17 protein-coding genes are annotated in these 16,897 nt (G+C 33.1%); all 17 read right to left on the reverse strand.

The window, feature by feature from the left end:
* The 17 genes from RM538_RS02560 to lpxD all read right to left on the reverse strand — a co-directional run bounded on the left by RM538_RS02560 (position 1) and on the right by lpxD (position 16,873).
* Positions 1-888 (reverse strand): DUF72 domain-containing protein, encoded by an 888-nt coding sequence (locus tag RM538_RS02560; RefSeq protein WP_311331824.1) that lies wholly within the window; start codon positions 886-888, stop codon positions 1-3.
* Between the two features lie 36 nt (positions 889-924).
* Positions 925-1,836: a Ppx/GppA phosphatase family protein gene (locus RM538_RS02565; RefSeq protein ID WP_311331825.1), complete on the reverse strand. Its 912-nt coding sequence runs from the start codon at positions 1,834-1,836 to the stop codon at positions 925-927.
* 1 nt (position 1,837) lies between these two features.
* Positions 1,838-3,907 (reverse strand): polyphosphate kinase 1, encoded by a 2,070-nt coding sequence (ppk1, locus tag RM538_RS02570; RefSeq protein ID WP_432279791.1) that lies wholly within the window; start codon positions 3,905-3,907, stop codon positions 1,838-1,840.
* Positions 3,908-3,912: 5 nt separating this feature from the next.
* Positions 3,913-4,398 carry a SixA phosphatase family protein gene (locus tag RM538_RS02575; protein ID WP_311331827.1) on the reverse strand — a complete coding sequence of 162 codons (486 nt, stop codon included), beginning with the start codon at positions 4,396-4,398 and terminating at the stop codon, positions 3,913-3,915.
* A gap of 29 nt (positions 4,399-4,427) precedes the next feature.
* Entirely contained in the window at positions 4,428-5,075 is a 648-nt protein-coding gene (pdxH, locus tag RM538_RS02580) for a pyridoxamine 5'-phosphate oxidase (RefSeq protein WP_311331828.1), read from the reverse strand.
* A gap of 72 nt (positions 5,076-5,147) precedes the next feature.
* Complete coding sequence (locus RM538_RS02585) at positions 5,148-6,053, reverse strand: ribonuclease Z (protein ID WP_311331829.1); 906 nt, start codon at positions 6,051-6,053, stop codon at positions 5,148-5,150.
* Positions 6,054-6,165: 112 nt separating this feature from the next.
* Complete coding sequence (locus RM538_RS02590; protein WP_311331830.1) at positions 6,166-6,981, reverse strand: prohibitin family protein; 816 nt, start codon at positions 6,979-6,981, stop codon at positions 6,166-6,168.
* A 30-nt stretch (positions 6,982-7,011) separates the two neighbouring features.
* Entirely contained in the window at positions 7,012-9,045 is a 2,034-nt protein-coding gene (locus tag RM538_RS02595; RefSeq protein WP_311331831.1) for a VWA domain-containing protein, read from the reverse strand.
* Positions 9,046-9,149: 104 nt separating this feature from the next.
* Positions 9,150-9,896 (reverse strand): 3-oxoacyl-[acyl-carrier-protein] reductase, encoded by a 747-nt coding sequence (fabG, locus tag RM538_RS02600; protein WP_311331832.1) that lies wholly within the window; start codon positions 9,894-9,896, stop codon positions 9,150-9,152.
* Positions 9,897-9,988: 92 nt separating this feature from the next.
* Positions 9,989-10,861, reverse strand: a complete 873-nt coding sequence (gene sucD, locus RM538_RS02605; RefSeq protein ID WP_311331833.1) for a succinate--CoA ligase subunit alpha — start codon at positions 10,859-10,861, stop codon at positions 9,989-9,991.
* An 81-nt stretch (positions 10,862-10,942) separates the two neighbouring features.
* Entirely contained in the window at positions 10,943-11,356 is a 414-nt protein-coding gene (locus tag RM538_RS02610; RefSeq protein WP_311331834.1) for a nuclear transport factor 2 family protein, read from the reverse strand.
* A gap of 1 nt (position 11,357) precedes the next feature.
* Positions 11,358-12,293, reverse strand: a complete 936-nt coding sequence (locus RM538_RS02615; protein WP_311331835.1) for a UDP-3-O-(3-hydroxymyristoyl)glucosamine N-acyltransferase — start codon at positions 12,291-12,293, stop codon at positions 11,358-11,360.
* A 9-nt stretch (positions 12,294-12,302) separates the two neighbouring features.
* Positions 12,303-13,076, reverse strand: coding sequence for a class I SAM-dependent methyltransferase (locus tag RM538_RS02620; protein ID WP_311331836.1), 774 nt, complete (start codon positions 13,074-13,076; stop codon positions 12,303-12,305).
* Entirely contained in the window at positions 13,076-13,642 is a 567-nt protein-coding gene (gene efp, locus RM538_RS02625; RefSeq protein WP_311331837.1) for an elongation factor P, read from the reverse strand. The genes RM538_RS02620 and efp overlap by 1 nt, the downstream gene beginning before the upstream one ends.
* Positions 13,643-13,662: 20 nt before the next feature.
* Positions 13,663-14,448 (reverse strand): acyl-ACP--UDP-N-acetylglucosamine O-acyltransferase, encoded by a 786-nt coding sequence (gene lpxA, locus RM538_RS02630; protein ID WP_311331838.1) that lies wholly within the window; start codon positions 14,446-14,448, stop codon positions 13,663-13,665.
* Positions 14,449-15,855 (reverse strand): bifunctional UDP-3-O-[3-hydroxymyristoyl] N-acetylglucosamine deacetylase/3-hydroxyacyl-ACP dehydratase, encoded by a 1,407-nt coding sequence (locus RM538_RS02635; protein WP_311331839.1) that lies wholly within the window; start codon positions 15,853-15,855, stop codon positions 14,449-14,451.
* The gene (lpxD, locus tag RM538_RS02640) at positions 15,848-16,873 is read right to left on the reverse strand and encodes a UDP-3-O-(3-hydroxymyristoyl)glucosamine N-acyltransferase (RefSeq protein ID WP_311331840.1); all 1,026 of its coding nucleotides are present in this window, start codon (positions 16,871-16,873) and stop codon (positions 15,848-15,850) included. The genes RM538_RS02635 and lpxD overlap by 8 nt, the downstream gene beginning before the upstream one ends.
* Positions 16,874-16,897: the final 24 nt, after the last annotated feature.

Below are 16,897 nucleotides of genomic sequence, written 5' to 3' on the forward strand. Positions count from 1 at the left end.
TTAAAATAAAGTATTAGGTTTATCTATTGTAGGTATATGCAACGAAGTTCCAAAACGCTCATTCGCTTTTTTTATAAAATGCGCTGAAAGCAAAGGAGAAGCTTTTTCATGGTTTTGGTGAACAAAAAAGTAAATGTTTTGTAACCCTTGAGCTATCCATTCCTCAAGCCTATCTACCCAATCGTCTAATCTTGTGTAATCACTTTCATGGTTGGCTCCATTATAACGTATAAAAGCAGTATCACTTGTCATGCGCATATGCAACAAATCTCTACGCCCAGCAGTATCAACAATAACATTAGTCGTATTAGTTTTGTCTAAAATAGCGTATAATTCGTCTGCGATGCCCGTATCATTAAACCAATCTGTATGTCTAAACTCTACAGCCAAATCTATATCCTTAGGGATACTTTCAAAAAAAGGAAATAATCTATCTATGCTTTTTGGCGCAAAATTATTATGCATTTGCAAGAAAGGCATTTGTAGTTTCTCTTTTAAATTAGAAACGCTTAAAATATATTCGTTTAAATAAGCTTCATAGTCATTAAGGCGTTTCCAATGGCTTACGCCTTGAAACACTTTTGGGAAAAACCTAAAATTATCTGGAGTCTTATCATACCATCCCTGCACAACATCAGGTGAAAAAACTCTATAAAAAGTAGCATTTAATTCAATACTATTAAACTGTGTACCGTAATACGTTAGCTCATCTTTGGTACCTCTAGGATAAAAACCTTTCAGGTCTGCCCTATTCCACTTTGCACATCCTACATACAAATTTGGCACTTTCCTTTTTTTGAACCCTGAAAGTACTTTTTTAGTGTCGGGATGGTCTGGAGGTAATGTAAAATCTATTTCTCCTGGATTATCTACTTTTCCAAATTTCATTAGAGTGTGCTGTTATTGTGATTTCTAAAATATAAACTATTTTACCTCCATACGCTTCGCTTCACGCTCATTATAAAGGCTTTTAATAATACCATCTGCTAGTCCGACTTTAGGAACAAAAATGTTTTTTGCTTTACTCCATTTCATAGCAGATAAATAAATTTTTGTAGCAGGTATAATTACATCGGCTCTGTCTGGATTCATTTGTAATTCAAAAATACGTTCGTGATAGGTTTTATCTTTTATCATTTCAAAATAGTTACTCAAAAAGAAATAGCTTAAAGGCTTCCCTATTTTTTTACCACTATACTTATAAATACTATTAATATTTCCTCCAGAACCAATTACGTTAATCTTTCTAAAATCTTTGGTGTGTGTTTTTATCCATTTTTTTACTTCTTCCCAAATGGTATCACGCACCATGTCATTTATAATACGTACAGTACCTAATTGAAAAGATTTTGAAACAACAGATTTTCCATTCGCAAATACGGTGAACTCTGTACTTCCACCTCCAACATCTACATATAAAAATGCTTTGTTATCATCTATAAGATCGCGCAAATCTGTAGAGGCTATTATAGCTGCTTCGTCTTTTCCATCTATGATATGAATACGAAGTCCGGTTTCTTTAAATATTCTTTTTGCAACTTCCTCACCATTTTTAGCTTCTCGCATTGCTGAAGTTGCACAAGCTCTATGGGTTATTACTTTATGGTTTTTCATTAACAACGAAAAAGCTTGCATAGCATCTAACATACGCAGTATATTACCTTCAGAAATATTGCCTTCCAGAAAAACATCGGCTCCCAAACGAATAGGAACTCTAACTAAAGATGTTTTTTTAAATTGAGGAGGATCACCTTCTCTTTCAATAACAGTAGCAATAAGTAAACGTATGGCATTTGAGCCAATATCTATTGCTGCGTATTTTTCTATTCTTAGCAAATTATTTATTTAATTTTTCTTGATAATAGTCGTATAGCTTAAATTGTGATCGAATACGGTTATTAGAGTTTGTAACCCGGTATTGATTGTCTTGTTCTTTATTGATTATTCTAGCTTTTACATTATCATTCCAGCTAATATCAAAAGTATCTATAATTTCTTTCTTTATACCTTCATCATAAATAGGGCATGAAATTTCTACACGATTATCAAGGTTTCTACCCATAAAATCGGCAGAGGAAATATAAACTTTATCAATCCCCGCATTCTTAAAAATATACACTCTAGGATGCTCTAAAAACTTATCTATTATGCTAATAGCTTCAATATTCTCACTCATCCCTTTAACTCCTGGAATCAAGCAACAAATCCCTCGTATAATAAGTTTAATTTTCACGCCTGCATTGCTGGCGTCATAGAGTTTATTAATCATTTTAAAATCTGACAGACTATTCAATTTTAGTTTGATACCACTCACCTTTCCAGCCCTATGATTTTTAATTTCATTTTCAATTAGATTATAAAGGGCATTACGAGTGTAATGTGGTGAAACAATGAGGTGGTTATATTTTTTAATCTTGTAGTTTACTTCAAAGAAGTCAAAAACTTTATTGATCTCTTTACAAATTTTTCGATTTGATGTAAAAAGTGTATAATCTGTATAAATTCTTGCGGTTGACTCGTTAAAGTTACCGGTACTTACGAAAGCATATCGCTTAATTTTTTCGTTTTCAAGTCGCTCTACAATACAGGCTTTACAATGCACTTTGAGTCCAGATACACCAAATATTAACTCTACACCTTCACTTTGCATCTGTTCTGCATATTTTATGTTTGCTTCTTCATCAAAACGTGCTTGCAACTCTATCTGTACAGTAACATCCTTTCCATTTTTTGCTGCATTAATTAGAGAGCTAGCGATATGTGAAATTTGCGCTAAGCGATAAATGGTAATCTTTATAGACTTTACATTAGGGTCAAGTGCAGCTTCACGTAAAAACTTAACAACATAAGAGAAGGTTTGGTATGGAGCATACAGCAAATAGTCTTTATTTGCTATTTTATTAAGTAAACTACCTTCTAAGCTTAGACCTTTAATACGTAGAGGAGCAATTTTATCATACAAAAGGTCATTTCTGCCTAAGCTTGGAAATCCCATATAGTCTCTACGATTGTGATAACGACCACCAGGAATAATACTATCTGTAGTATCAATTCCCATTTTATCCATTAAAAAGCGTAGCGTTTCATTGTCTATATTTTTATCATAAACAAAACGAACAGGGTCTCCTGCACTTCTGTTTTTTACACTTTTTGAAATTTTATCAATAAAACTTTTACTTAAATCACTATCAATGTCTAGCTCTGCATCTCTTGTAATTTTTATCATATGAGCCGAAATACTGTCATATTTAAAAATACTAAAGATGTTATTTAAACAATACCGAATTAAATCATCCAGAATAATTATGTATTGTTTGTCACCTTCCTTTGGCAACACAACAAAGCGATCAATAATTTTAGGAATTTCAATTAGTGCATAGTTATTTTTTGTCCCAAAAGTATTATCGTCCTTAGACATTACCATTTTAATGGCAAGATAAGCTGCACTATCTTTTAATGAAGGAAACTCTTCTAGTTCACCAATCATTATAGTTACTAATGCAGGACTTACTTTTCTGAGAAAATAATCTGAAATAAAAGTTTCTTGACTTTTCGTGACTTGGGTTTCATCAATTATAAAAATGTTTTCTTTCTCAAGTTCTTCTTCAATATCACTTAAAATTGATAAACTAGTTGCTTGATGTTCTATGACAGTTTTTGTAATCTCTTCTAAGAGCTCAGTAGCCGAAATACCTCCTAGCGCACCTCTACCGCCTTTTCCTGCGTCTACGATACGTTTAATTGTCGCATAGCGAACCTTAAAAAATTCATCTAAATTATTTGAGAAAATTCCTAAGAATCTAAGACGTTCAATAAGCGGAACTGTTGTGTCCTTAGCTTCTTGTAAAACTCTTGCATTAAACTGTAACCAGCTTAGTTCTCTGTTTCTATAGTGATATTCCAATATATTATTTATTTTAAATCCCTAGGGAATAATGTCTTAATGGTTTTTCCTGTAGTGATATCACTCCATGATTTTTCCTTAAACTCAATAGCTACAAATCCACTTGTTGGAAGATTATCAATGTATTTATTACCAAGCATATTTACGATAGAAGTAAATGCATGGTTATGACCAACTATCATAACTCTTTGTAAAGAATCATCAAGGCCTTTAATAATTTTCATTACATTTTGACCACTAAAGTCATATAAGTCATGGTTGGTGCTAAAGTCTTTATCTTCAACTTCAAAAGCATCTTTAAAATAATTTGCAGTTGTTAGTGCTCTATTGGCATCACTACTTATTATTTTTTGAGGTGGTGGCATTTCTCCTTTTATTGTATTTGAGACTAATGTACCATCTCTTCTACCTCTTCCCTTTAATGGTCTTTGATGATCAATAACATCGTGTTTCCAGGATGATTTTGCGTGACGAACCATATATAAAGTTTTCATAATAAAGTTTATACTTTTAGTATTAATAATTATGGAGCTAATCGCTCAATTTTCCAGTCTAGTTTGTTTTTTAAACTATATCGTATTCTATCGTGTAATCTATTAGGTCTTCCTTGCCAAAACTCAAATTCTAAAGGAGAAATTAAAAAGCCTCCCCAATGGTCTGGTTTTGGAACTTCAATATCTATAAATTTTTCTTCTAATTGTTTTAAGCTGTTTTCTAGTTCTTCTCTATTTGCAATTACGTCGCTTTGCGGCGATACCAATGCACCTAACTGACTCCCTTTTGGTCTTGAAGCAAAATAATTAATAGAGTCTTCCTCACTTGTCTTATTAGCTACACCCTTGATTATTATTTGTCGCTCTAATGCTGGCCAAAAAAAAGAAATAGAGACATTTGGATTTTTATTAATTGAGATACCCTTTTCGCTTTTATAGTTAGTGTAAAAGTAAAACCCATTTTCATCATACTTTTTTAATAGCACTACTCTACCCTTTGGAAAACCATCAACTCCTATAGTTGTTAGAGTCATTGCATTAACCTCTTCAACAGTATTACTTTCTTTTGCTTCAAAAAACCATCTCTGAAATTGTTGCATAGGATTTGCATCAATGTCTTTAACAGAAAGTGCTCCTTTTTGATATGATTTTCGGTAATTGTGAAGTTCTTTTGCCATAAGTAAAAATCCAAAGCAATTTACAAAGAATGAAACTCTAATAAAACTAGAAAAAGATTAAATGTAGGTTAATTATAAATCAAAAACTTTACCGTCGTTTGCCAACAAAACATTCTCGAAGAGTAATGAAGCTTGCTCTTTAAACAAAGTAATATCTTTATATCTTCCTGAATAATGGCCTAATATTAATCTACCTACATTTGCCTTTTTAGCAATAGCCGCTGCCTCTTTTGCAGTACTGTGCATTGTTTTGGTTGCTAATTCATGATGCTCATCCAAAAAAGTGGCTTCATGATATAAAGCTGTAGCATTTGATATTATAGGAATAATTTCTGGATAATATGCAGTATCACTACAATATGCATAAGTTTTAGGTCGCGGCGGATCTTTTGTAATTAATTCATTTTTTATAAGCTCCCCTTCTCTATTTTCAATATCAAAACCTTGTTTTGCTTTGTTAAAGTAGGCTTGATCTATTTTATAATTAACTGCAGCTTCGATATCTAGATTCCTTTCAGATGGCTTTTCAGAAAACAAAAACCCATTTGTATATACCCTATGTTTTAGTGGAATTGTAGTGACAGTTACTTTATCATCTTCATAAATAACTTGGGAAGTAGTGCTTTCTAACTCATGAAAGTATAAATCATAGTTAGTCCAACTCTTTCCAAGCTTTAATTGAAGTGTAATAGCCTCTTTAATTCCTTTTGGACCATAAACGTGCAATGGTTCTTCTCTTCCTAATAAACGAAAGGTTGATATTAAGCCAACTAATCCAAAAAAATGGTCTCCATGTAAATGAGAAATAAAAATATTCTTAATCCTTGCAAATTTAACCTTAAACCGTCTTAATTGAACTTGTGTACCCTCACCACAATCTATTAAAAATAAATTTCCTTTTACCTCTAATACTTGTGAAGTGGGATGCGCATCGTATCGTGGAGTAGCAGAATGACAACCTAAAATTGTTAATTTCAAAGATTAAATGTTTTTGTAATAGTGGTTCTCTTTAATGTGATTCGACAGGCCACAGCTAGACATTATTTAGTCAGGTTGAGCCTGTCGAGGTTTAAATTTGTTAACTATTAATCTAGTTATTTCCTAAGATAAGTGGTAAACCACTATCCCCAGAACCGACTACAACCACCTTAGTATTTGGAGATTCACTTAGTTTTAATGTGGCATCAATCCCTTTATCCTGCAATATTTTATCGGTTAAAGATGCGCTTAAAATACGGTTGGCGTCTGCCTTACCTTGTGCTTCAATACGTACTTTTTCTGCTTCTTTTGCTGCTGTAACAAGTCTAAATTCGTACTCAAGAGATTCTTGTTCTTGTTTTAATTTACGCTCAATAGCTTGCTTAATGGTTGGTGGTAATGTTACATCTCTTACCAATACTTCATTAAGTTGCACATATTGTTTCTCAAGAATTTTTTTAGTTTCTGCAAAAATTTCGTCTTGTATTGCATCACGCTTACTACTGTATAGTTGTTCTGGTGTATAACGCCCAACAACACTTCTTGCAGCACTTCTTATGGCAGGTTTAATAACTCGATCTAAATATCCTTCACCAAGATTTTGGTGTAGTTTTCCAAGATCATTATAAACAGGCAGGTACCACGCAGAAGCATCAATTTGTATTTCTAGTCCATTAGAAGAAAGTACTTTCATTTGCTCAAAAAGTTCTTGCTGTCTTACTTCATACACGATAACATCATTCCAAGGAGCAACAAGGTGAAACCCTTCTCCTAGTGGTGGTTCATCTATTACAACACCACCTCCAAAGGTTTTATATAAAACCCCTGCTTCACCCGAGCCAATTGTTACTGCGGATTTTGCTAGGACAATGATTAATAATATTGCTGCGATAATTATAGGTATTCCAATTTTTGGTAATTTTTCCATACTATTTTATTTAGTTATTTTTATTTAGTGTTATATAAGTCCGTTGTATTTTCGAATAAACCACTCAGCTGCTAGCACAAAAACTAGTAATGCTAGAAGATATTTCCAATCTATTAAAGGTACAATTTTTTGTTCGCTTTTTTGAATAGATTTGAAGCTATTATCAGTAAGTAAAAAGTCTATAAGTTTTTGATTTTCAGAAATAAAGAATGCCTTTCCACCAGTATTAGTCGCTAATCTATCTAGCTTTGTTACATTGGCGTTTAAAAACTGCTGTTCTACATTAAAATCTAAAATTGTGAAGCTTCCGCTTCTTTGTATTGTTTCATCATCTACTGAAACTGTATAGTCATATTCTCCAGCTGGTAAGCTAGTGAGATTTACTTGGTAAAAGTTATTTTTAAGTAATAAAGGGAAAACTGTTATTTTGCTTGTTTCTTTCTCTTTTACAGTTATAGATAGTGATGCTCGAGGGTCAAACACAAAGTTTTTATCAAAATATTGCGCAGAAAGTTGAATGGCAGTATTATTATAGTAAAAAGATTCGTTAGCAACCTCTAACCTACTCCTACGTTTATTGGATGCCAAGTATTGAACTAATTTTGCAAAAAATCCATCAAACTCCTCAAAACTCCCACTATTAAGATAAGAACGAGCTCTCCACTTCCAGAGACCTTCACCATCCAAAATAGCATCTCGTTTTCCATTTAGCTCCATAGTGGCAAGCATAGGACTCCCGCTATTAATACCATTAATGGTTTGTTTCAGCAATTCTTCATTAGGAATTACAATCGATAACTCTCCAAATAACGTTTTTAATGGAGGAAAGTCATCAAAACCAATATCTTCTACAGCAAAAGTTCCATAGTTAGAATTTATGGCAGCTAAGACCTCTTCGGTTTCATTTGTAACTTCTTTTACATAATTTTTCTGAATACTATTTAAAAACACCCAGTCTGTTTGAAGACCAGTAATTGTAAGTGTATTTTTGTTCAGTTTAGAAATTTCTTGAAATACTGACGCAAAAAATCTGTCAGGTTGATATAGAATTATAAGTTGATAATCATCTAATACTTCTATAGCTTCTTGAGGTGTTTTTATTTCTAACCTACGCTGCTCATTACTAGTAATAGATTTTTTAAGAGCACCCAAGTCTGGATGAATTATTTTGCTCACCACAAGCACATTAGTTGCTTGGTCTATTACTTCTACAGCAAAGCGCTTGCTATTATTTACTTTATTTTTTTCTTCGGAAAGAGGAACAAGTTGTACTGTATATTTTTGTATTCCTACACTAGAGGCTGGTAACGTAAGATTAATAGTTTTTGTGTTTTCTACTTCAGAAAAAGAAACTGTTTCTCTATATACTGTTGCAGCTCCTTGTCTAATAACAAATTGAGTTGTTATTGGTCTTGCTCCACTATAAACCAATAAGGCCTCTACTGGAAATTGGTTTTTTAAAAATGCATATCTATTTGTATTAAGTTGCCCAACTCTTAAATCTACAAATTTTGTAGAATCTCCAACTATAATAGGGCATACAGGATTCTTTTGAGTTTGTGAAGTAAATTCATAATCGGCTCCCAAAGTTTGGTTTCCATCTGTAATAATAACGGTTGGAGCTACTTCACTTTTAAACAAGTCATCTATTTGTTTTAAAGCAGTAGTGATATTTGTGTTTTTTTTAGAAAATGAAATAGAATCATTATCACTAAGTGTACTTCCAAAGGTAAAGAGAGAAATATCAAACTTATCTTGTAAATCTCTATTTTGTTGTAGCTTTTTAATTGCCTCATTTACTTCTTCTACTCTATCTAACTCGTTTATTGAAGAAGAATTATCAACTAGAACAGGCAATTTGGGTTTTACTATTGTATAGGTCTCTGAAGTAAATTTTGGATTAATTAAAAGTAGCAAAACCAGAAAAATTGTAAGAAAGCGTAGTATTCCTAAGATCCATTTTAGATTAGTAGAGAGTTTACTTTTATAACCATACATAAATACTGAAACACCAAGAGCGATAACTCCTGCAATTACAATGTATAATATGGTTTCTGCGGACAATAGTTTGAATTTAAATGTTTAGAAGTATGCGTTAAAGTGTATTTTAATTAGCATAACATCTATAAGTCTTAATTTTAAAAGCGGAGCGGTCTAATGTCTATATTCTAGGTAAGCATCCCTCCGTCCACATTAAGAACTTGCCCTGTAATATATGACGATAAATCACTTGCCAAAAACACACAAGCATTAGCAATATCTTCTGGAGAGCCTCCACGCTTAAGCGGAATTGCATCACGCCATGACTGGACAGTAGCTTCGTCTAGTTTACCTGTCATTTCGGTTTCAATAAATCCAGGAGCAATAGCATTGCAACGTATATCACGAGATCCTAGTTCTAGTGCAACAGACTTAGTAAAGCCAAGAATACCTGCTTTTGAAGCCGCATAATTAGTTTGACCAGCATTACCTTTTACACCCACTACAGAGCTCATGTTAATGATAGATCCCTTACGTTGTTTTAACATAGGACGCATTACAGCCTTAGTCATGTTAAAAACAGACTTCATATTTACTTCCATTACTTGGTCAAAATCTTCTTCGCTCATGCGCATTAACAAATTATCTTTAGTTATTCCTGCGTTATTTATTACCACATCAATAGCTCCAAAATCTGCCATTACATTTTTAATAAGTGTTTGAGCATCCTCAAAACTAGCAGCATTACTTTGGTAAGCTTTAGCTTGAACTCCCATTTTTGAGACTACTTCTGCAATAGCATTTGCAGCTTCGGCTGATGAACTATACGTAAAAGCTACGTTAGCTCCATGGCTAGCAAATACTTCTACAATCCCTTTTCCTATACCACGGCTACCTCCTGTAATAATGGCTGTTTTTCCTTCAAGTAATTTCATATACTGGTTAATTTAATATACTTATTAATAGTATCAAATATAAAAAAAGCCCAGCGAAATTGCAGGGCTTTTATCATATCTTTTATGAGCAGCTATCCTAGGACTTCTGCTACTTTTTTCCCAATCTCTGCTGGAGAATCTACAACATGAATACCACACTCACGCATAATTTTTTTCTTTGCCTGAGCAGTATCATCACTTCCTCCTACAATAGCTCCTGCATGACCCATAGTACGTCCAGCTGGAGCTGTTTCTCCTGCGATGAATCCAACTACAGGTTTCTTGCTACCGCTTTCTTTATACCAATGTGCCGCATCTGCTTCTAATTGACCACCAATCTCACCAATCATTACCACAGCTTCAGTATCTGGATCATTTATTAATAACTCAATTGCTTGCTTAGTAGTGGTACCAATAATTGGATCTCCACCAATACCAATAGCCGTAGTTATTCCTAACCCTTGTTTTACAACCTGATCTGCAGCTTCATAGGTAAGTGTTCCAGATTTTGAAACTACTCCAACTTTTCCTTTTTTGAAAACAAACCCAGGCATAATACCCACTTTTGCTTCTCCGGGTGTAATTACTCCTGGACAGTTAGGCCCTACAAGTCTACAATCTCTATCTTTTATATAATCTGAAGCTTTAATCATATCACCAACAGGGATACCTTCAGTAATTGTAATTATAACTTTAATTCCTGCGTCTGCTGCTTCCATAATAGCATCTGCTGCAAAAGCTGGTGGAACAAAAATAATAGTTACGTCAGCGTCAGTTTCTTTAACTGCTTCTTCAACTGTATTAAAAACAGGCTTATCAAGATGTGTTTGACCACCTTTTCCTGGTGTTACACCGCCAACTACATTAGTTCCATACGCTATCATTTGTTCTGCATGAAACGTTCCTTCACTACCGGTAAAGCCTTGAACTATAATTTTTGAATCTTTATTTACTAAAACACTCATTGTTTATTGTATAATTAAAATTGAAATTTTCCTTAAAATTTGATGCAAAGATACTTGAATAAAAATCTATTTAAAAAGAATTTAAACTTTTACTCTATGGTAAGATTCTGAAGTATCATCTTTTTCTGTAACTGGTTGACTTACTTGGTAACCACGATATAATTTTCCATCTTTCACTTCCCAAATAGCTATAAAATGTGCAATTCCTAGTTCTTCGTCAGGGTTCTCAATAGTTCGTATATAATATTTATAGCGAATAGTTACGTGATTACCATCTTCTAGTAAATGACTTACCTCAATTCTAAGATCGTGATATGTTCTTCTTATTTCAGTAAAAAACTCTGAAAAATCATCATAATTCATAATAGTCAATCCATCTGTACTATTCCATATTACGGTTAGTTCTGAATGAAAAAATGTTTCTAGCACAGAATCATCTTTTAAAATATTTGAATTGTAAAAATTACGAACTACTTCTTTAGCTGTTTTACTCATGCTATAACTTATCTAATTTGTCTATTATATCTGGAATTAGCCTAATAGAAGCTAACTCTTTATATTTTTTTCTAAAATCATCTGCTGGCGTACCAAAGTAAGATTTAAATCCAGGTAATGATTTACTAACACCACTTTGTGCAGATATTACTGCTTTTTCTCCTATAGTTACACCACTTGTAATACCAACTTGTCCCCAAATGGTTACAAAGTCCTCTATAAGAACACAACCAGCAATGCCAACTTGAGAAGCAATTAAACATCGTTTCCCAATTATTGTATCGTGCCCAACATGTACTTGATTATCTAGTTTTGTTCCCTCACCAATGGTTGTAGAAGCTGTTACTCCTTTATCAATAGTACAAAGCGCTCCTATATCTACATTATCGTTAATAACGACATTTCCACCACTTAATAGCTTATCAAACTTTTCTGGTCTATTTTTATAATAAAAAGCATCTGCTCCCAATACTGAACCTGCATGTATAGTTACACCATTACCAATAATTGTATTGTCATAAATACATACATTAGAGTGTATTGTACAATCATTACCAATAACTACATTGTTACCAATAAAAGTATTAGGTTGTATTACTGTGTGTAGCCCTATTTTAGCAGAGTCTGCTATAACAGCTCTTGCTGGTATAAATGGATTAAAATGATGAGTTAATGTATTGAAATCACGAAAAGGGTCCTCAGATATTAGTAAAGCTTTACCTTCTGGACAATCTACTTTCTTGTTAATCAAAACTATAGTTGCCGCAGACTGCAAGGCTTTATCATAATATTTAGGGTGGTCTACAAATACTATATCTCCAGGCTGTACTACATGTATTTCGTTCATTCCCAAGACTGGGAAGGAAGCATCACCCACAAAATCACAATCTAAAATTGTAGCAATGTCTTGTAAAGTTTGAGGCTTTGGAAACTTCATTCTATAAAATTACTTCTTTTTTCCATAAATGATTGCTCTAGCAAACAAAAAATGTAAAAATGGAATTTTAGAAAAGAAAACGTCTAGTTTATAACCAAATTTATTAATCCAATTATTATAATTTTTATCACCAAAAATTTTTAAAGAAATAAAACCAGTTATAACAGTAAAAAAGTCAAAGAAATAATGGTCAAAAGTAAATTTACTACGTATTAATCTAAAATCTTTACCCACCAAGGCGTGCTCATCTGGTGTTCTTTCTCTTTTATTAAAAGCCCGGTACAGTTTATAGAGTGGATTCATATTGAGAGGTTCTAAAAACAAAATTTGCCCACCAGGTTTTAATACTCGATGAATATGATTAATAGATTGCTCAATATCTAAATGGTGAAGTATAGCTCCGCCATACACAACATCAAAGGTATTGTCATCAAAAGTAAGATTATTGGCGTCCATTAAATGAAATTCTGTATCAAATGGTAATCCTTTTGCGTTATTAATCCCTTTGTTTAGTTCTACTTGAGAAATATTAATACAGGTTAACTTTTTGGGCTCAACTCGACCTTTAATCCATGAAATCCACGAATGAGAACCAATCTCTAAGACATTTTTATCTTGAAATGTTGGGATTAATTTATCAAAGATTTTAGCCTCACGCTTATACGAATAATAGAAAGAATGCCTACGTAACTTCTTAATTTTAGTACGATCTAATTTATTTTCGTCCCAATATTCTGCTTCTGTTCTGGCTATTTCTTCGTTAGTACGTGTAGAAGTACTCATTATTCTTTTATACGCTCTTGATATTGTCCTTTTTCTGTATCAATTCTTATTTTATCTCCTTCATTAATAAATAGCGGAACGTTCACTTCAGCACCTGTTTCAACAGTTGCAGGCTTAGTAGCATTTGTAGCTGTATTACCTTTTACTCCTGGCTCTGTAGCGGTAACTTCAAGAATAACATGTGCAGGTAAATCTACTGAAAGTGGTGAGCTATCTTCAGTATTAATTAATACGGTAACTACTTCTCCTTCCTTCATTAACTCTGGAGTATCTAATGCTTCTTTTAATAATCTAATTTGAGAGTAGTCTTCAGTATTCATAAAGTGATACCACTCACCTTCATTATATAAAAACTGAAACTTATGTGTTTCTACTCTTACATCATCTATCTTATGTCCTGCTGAAAAGGTATTATCAACTACTTTTCCTGTAGTAACACTTTTTAGTTTAGTTCGAACAAAAGCCGGTCCTTTACCAGGTTTAACATGTAAAAACTCTATTATTTTATAAATATCATTGTTATAATGAATACATAATCCTTTTCTAATATCTGAACTTGTTGCCATTGTTTTTTGTTTCTCTTTAATTAATTATTACTAAAATACCCTTTCATAATTCCTCGTTTAGAATTCTTTATAAACTGAAGAATTTCATCTCGTTCTGGAGTTGCTTCCATTTCTGCTTCAATAATTTCGGCAGCTTGGGTATTATTATAATTCTTTTGATATAAAATTCTAAAAATATTTTGAATCTCCTTAATTTTCTCAGGAGTGAATCCTCTTCTACGCAGTCCTATTGAATTAATTCCAACATATGAAAGTGGCTCACGTGCTGCTTTTACATAGGGAGGAACATCCTTACGAACTAATGAACCACCGGTTACAAAAGCATGATTCCCTATCATACAAAACTGATGTACAGCTGTCATACCAGCTAGTACAACATGATCACCTACAGTAATATGTCCTGCAAGTGTACTATTATTTGAAAAAATACAGTTATCACCCACAATACAATCATGTGCGATGTGGCAATATGCCATAATCCAACAGTTTTTTCCAACGACAGTTTTTCCTCTATCTGCAGTACCTCTGTTTATAGTAACATACTCACGTATGGTGGTACCATCCCCTATTTCGGCAGTTGTATCTTCATCGTTAAACTTTAAGTCTTGAGGTATAGCAGAAATAACAGCTCCTGGAAAAATATTACAATTTTTTCCAATTCGAGCGCCTTCCATTATGGTTACGTTAGAACCAATCCAAGTTCCTTCTCCAATAACAACATTGCTGTGAATAGTTGTAAAGGGTTCTATTACTACATTTTTAGCGATTTTAGCTCCAGGGTGTACGTATGCAAGTGGTTGGTTCATTTATGTGTTTTTAGTTTTTACAATTTGGGCCATAAGCTCAGCTTCGGTTACCAATTTATTATTTGCATAGGCATTACCTTGCATATGGACTATACCTCTTCTAATAGGTGTTATTAATTCTAATTTAAAGACCAAAGTATCTCCTGGGTTAACTTGTTGTTTAAATTTTACATTATTAATTTTCATAAAAAATGTAAGGTAATTCTCTGGGTCTGGAACTGTACTTAATGCTAATATTCCACCTGTTTGTGCCATTGCTTCAACAATAAGAACCCCTGGCATTACTGGAGCTCCTGGAAAATGACCTACGAAGTATGGTTCATTCATTGTTACATTCTTAAGTCCAACTACATGAGTATCACTTAATTCTAAAATTTTATCGACCAATAAAAAAGGTGGTCTATGGGGAAGCATATCCATAATTTGATTTACATCCTTTACTGGGGTTTTGGATAAATCAAATTGTGGTATTTTATTTCTACTTTCAAGTTTAATTAACTTAGAAAGTTTCTTTGCAAATTGTGTATTTACATGATGACCAGGCTTATTAGCAATTACTTTACCTCTTATTCTTGTTCCAACTAGTGCTAAATCCCCTATTACATCAAGTAATTTATGTCTTGCTGCTTCATTTGGGTAATGCAAGTTAAGGTTGTCTAGTATACCATTAGGCTTTACTGAAATTTCATCTTTACCAAAAGCCTCACGAAGTTTTTCCATTGTTTTTGGAGACAACTCTTTATCAACATAGACGATAGCGTTGTTTAAATCTCCTCCTTTAATAAGGCCGTGTTCTAGAAGCATTTCAATCTCATGTAAAAAACTAAAGGTTCTGGCGTCTGCAATTTCTTTTTTAAATTCTGAAATATGCTTTAACGAAGCATTTTGTGTTCCCAATACCTTTGTTCCGAAGTCAACCATAGTTGTAACTTGGTATTCTTCTGAAGGTATTATAGTTATTTCACTTCCAGATTCTTCGTCTACGTAAGAAATTACTTCCTTAACAATATACTCTTCTCTTGGAGCATCAAGCTCTTGTATTCCAGCATTTTCGATAGCTTCAATAAAAAATTTTGAAGAACCGTCCATAATTGGAGGTTCAGAAGCATTTAGCTCGATAATACAATTATCTACTTCCATACCTACCAAAGCAGCTAATACATGTTCTGAGGTTTGGATCTTTACACCCAACTTCTCTAAATTAGTACCGCGTTGTGTATTTACTACATAATTAGCATCTGCTTCAATAACTGGGCTTCCTTCTAGATCTACTCTCACAAAAGTATAGCCATTATTTGCAGGGGCTGGTTTAAATACAATAGTAACTTCCTTACCAGTATGAAGACCTACTCCTGTTAAAGAAGACTCTTTACTAAGGGTGGTTTGCTTTGCTATACAATTAGTCATTTTTAGTCTTTTTTTCTATTGAATTAAAACGCTCTATTATTTTAGGTAAGTTTTTAAAATGAACGTAGCTTTTATTAAAGTCTCCATAGTTTAATGCAGGCGAACCTTGAAGTGTTTCATTATCCTTTACATTACGCCCTATACCACTCTGTGCTTGGATACGTACATTATCTCCTATAGTGATATGCCCTACAATTCCTACTTGACCACCTATAAGACAGTTTTTTCCAATTTTAGTAGATCCAGCAATTCCTGTTTGGGCTGCAATTACAGTATTTTCTCCTATTTCAACATTATGGGCAATTTGGATTTGGTTGTCTAACTTAACACCTTTTTTAATTACAGTAGAACCTAGTGTGGCTCTATCTATAGTTGTTCCTGCTCCTAAATCTACATTATCTTCTATAATTACATTACCAGTTTGTGGAACTTTTGAATATTCTCCCTTTTCATTAGGCGAAAAACCAAAGCCATCTGCACCAACAATTACACCACTATGGATTACACAGTTATTACCAATTAAAGATTCTGAATAAATTTTAGCTCCAGCAAATACAATAACATTATCTCCCAATACAACATTATCTCCTATATAAGCATTGGGGTAAATTTTACAATTGGTTCCAATTTTTACATTTTCTCCTATGTACGCAAATGCACCTATATATATATCATCTCCATATGTTGACGACTCTGCAATAAAAACAGGTTGCTCTATGCCACTCTTATTCATTTTTACTTGATTGTAATATTCAAGTAATTTTGAAAAGGCCTTGTATGCGTTTTCAACTTTGATAAGAGTTGTCGAAATTTTATTTTCTGGAACAAAATCTTTATCCACAATTGTTATGGATGCTGCAGTCTCATATATGTAGTGCGTGTACTTTGGGTTGGCTAAAAAAGTTAAACTCCCTTTGGTACCTTCTTCAATTTTAGAAAGCTTAGAAACCTCTACTTCACCGTTTCCTTCTATTTCACCTTCAAGTATTCCCGCTATTTGGGTTGCTGTAAATTTCATGTATTAAATTGTGTTGCAAAAATA

The sequence above is a fragment of the Patiriisocius hiemis genome (genome assembly GCF_031846325.1).
Lineage (GTDB): Bacteria > Bacteroidota > Bacteroidia > Flavobacteriales > Flavobacteriaceae > Patiriisocius_A > Patiriisocius_A hiemis.

Coding starts and splice junctions, on each gene's coding strand:
- RM538_RS02615 (WP_311331835.1), bottom strand. CDS start 12,293: ATGAAGTTTCCAAAGCCTCAAACTTTACAAGACATTGCTACAATTTTA.
- sucD (WP_311331833.1), bottom strand. CDS start 10,861: ATGAGTGTTTTAGTAAATAAAGATTCAAAAATTATAGTTCAAGGCTTT.
- lpxD (WP_311331840.1), bottom strand. CDS start 16,873: ATGAAATTTACAGCAACCCAAATAGCGGGAATACTTGAAGGTGAAATA.
- efp (WP_311331837.1), bottom strand. CDS start 13,642: ATGGCAACAAGTTCAGATATTAGAAAAGGATTATGTATTCATTATAAC.
- lpxA (WP_311331838.1), bottom strand. CDS start 14,448: ATGAACCAACCACTTGCATACGTACACCCTGGAGCTAAAATCGCTAAA.
- RM538_RS02635 (WP_311331839.1), bottom strand. CDS start 15,855: ATGACTAATTGTATAGCAAAGCAAACCACCCTTAGTAAAGAGTCTTCT.
- fabG (WP_311331832.1), bottom strand. CDS start 9,896: ATGAAATTACTTGAAGGAAAAACAGCCATTATTACAGGAGGTAGCCGT.
- pdxH (WP_311331828.1), bottom strand. CDS start 5,075: ATGGCAAAAGAACTTCACAATTACCGAAAATCATATCAAAAAGGAGCA.
- RM538_RS02560 (WP_311331824.1), bottom strand. CDS start 888: ATGAAATTTGGAAAAGTAGATAATCCAGGAGAAATAGATTTTACATTA.
- RM538_RS02610 (WP_311331834.1), bottom strand. CDS start 11,356: ATGAGTAAAACAGCTAAAGAAGTAGTTCGTAATTTTTACAATTCAAAT.
- RM538_RS02620 (WP_311331836.1), bottom strand. CDS start 13,076: ATGAGTACTTCTACACGTACTAACGAAGAAATAGCCAGAACAGAAGCA.
- RM538_RS02590 (WP_311331830.1), bottom strand. CDS start 6,981: ATGGAAAAATTACCAAAAATTGGAATACCTATAATTATCGCAGCAATA.
- RM538_RS02575 (WP_311331827.1), bottom strand. CDS start 4,398: ATGAAAACTTTATATATGGTTCGTCACGCAAAATCATCCTGGAAACAC.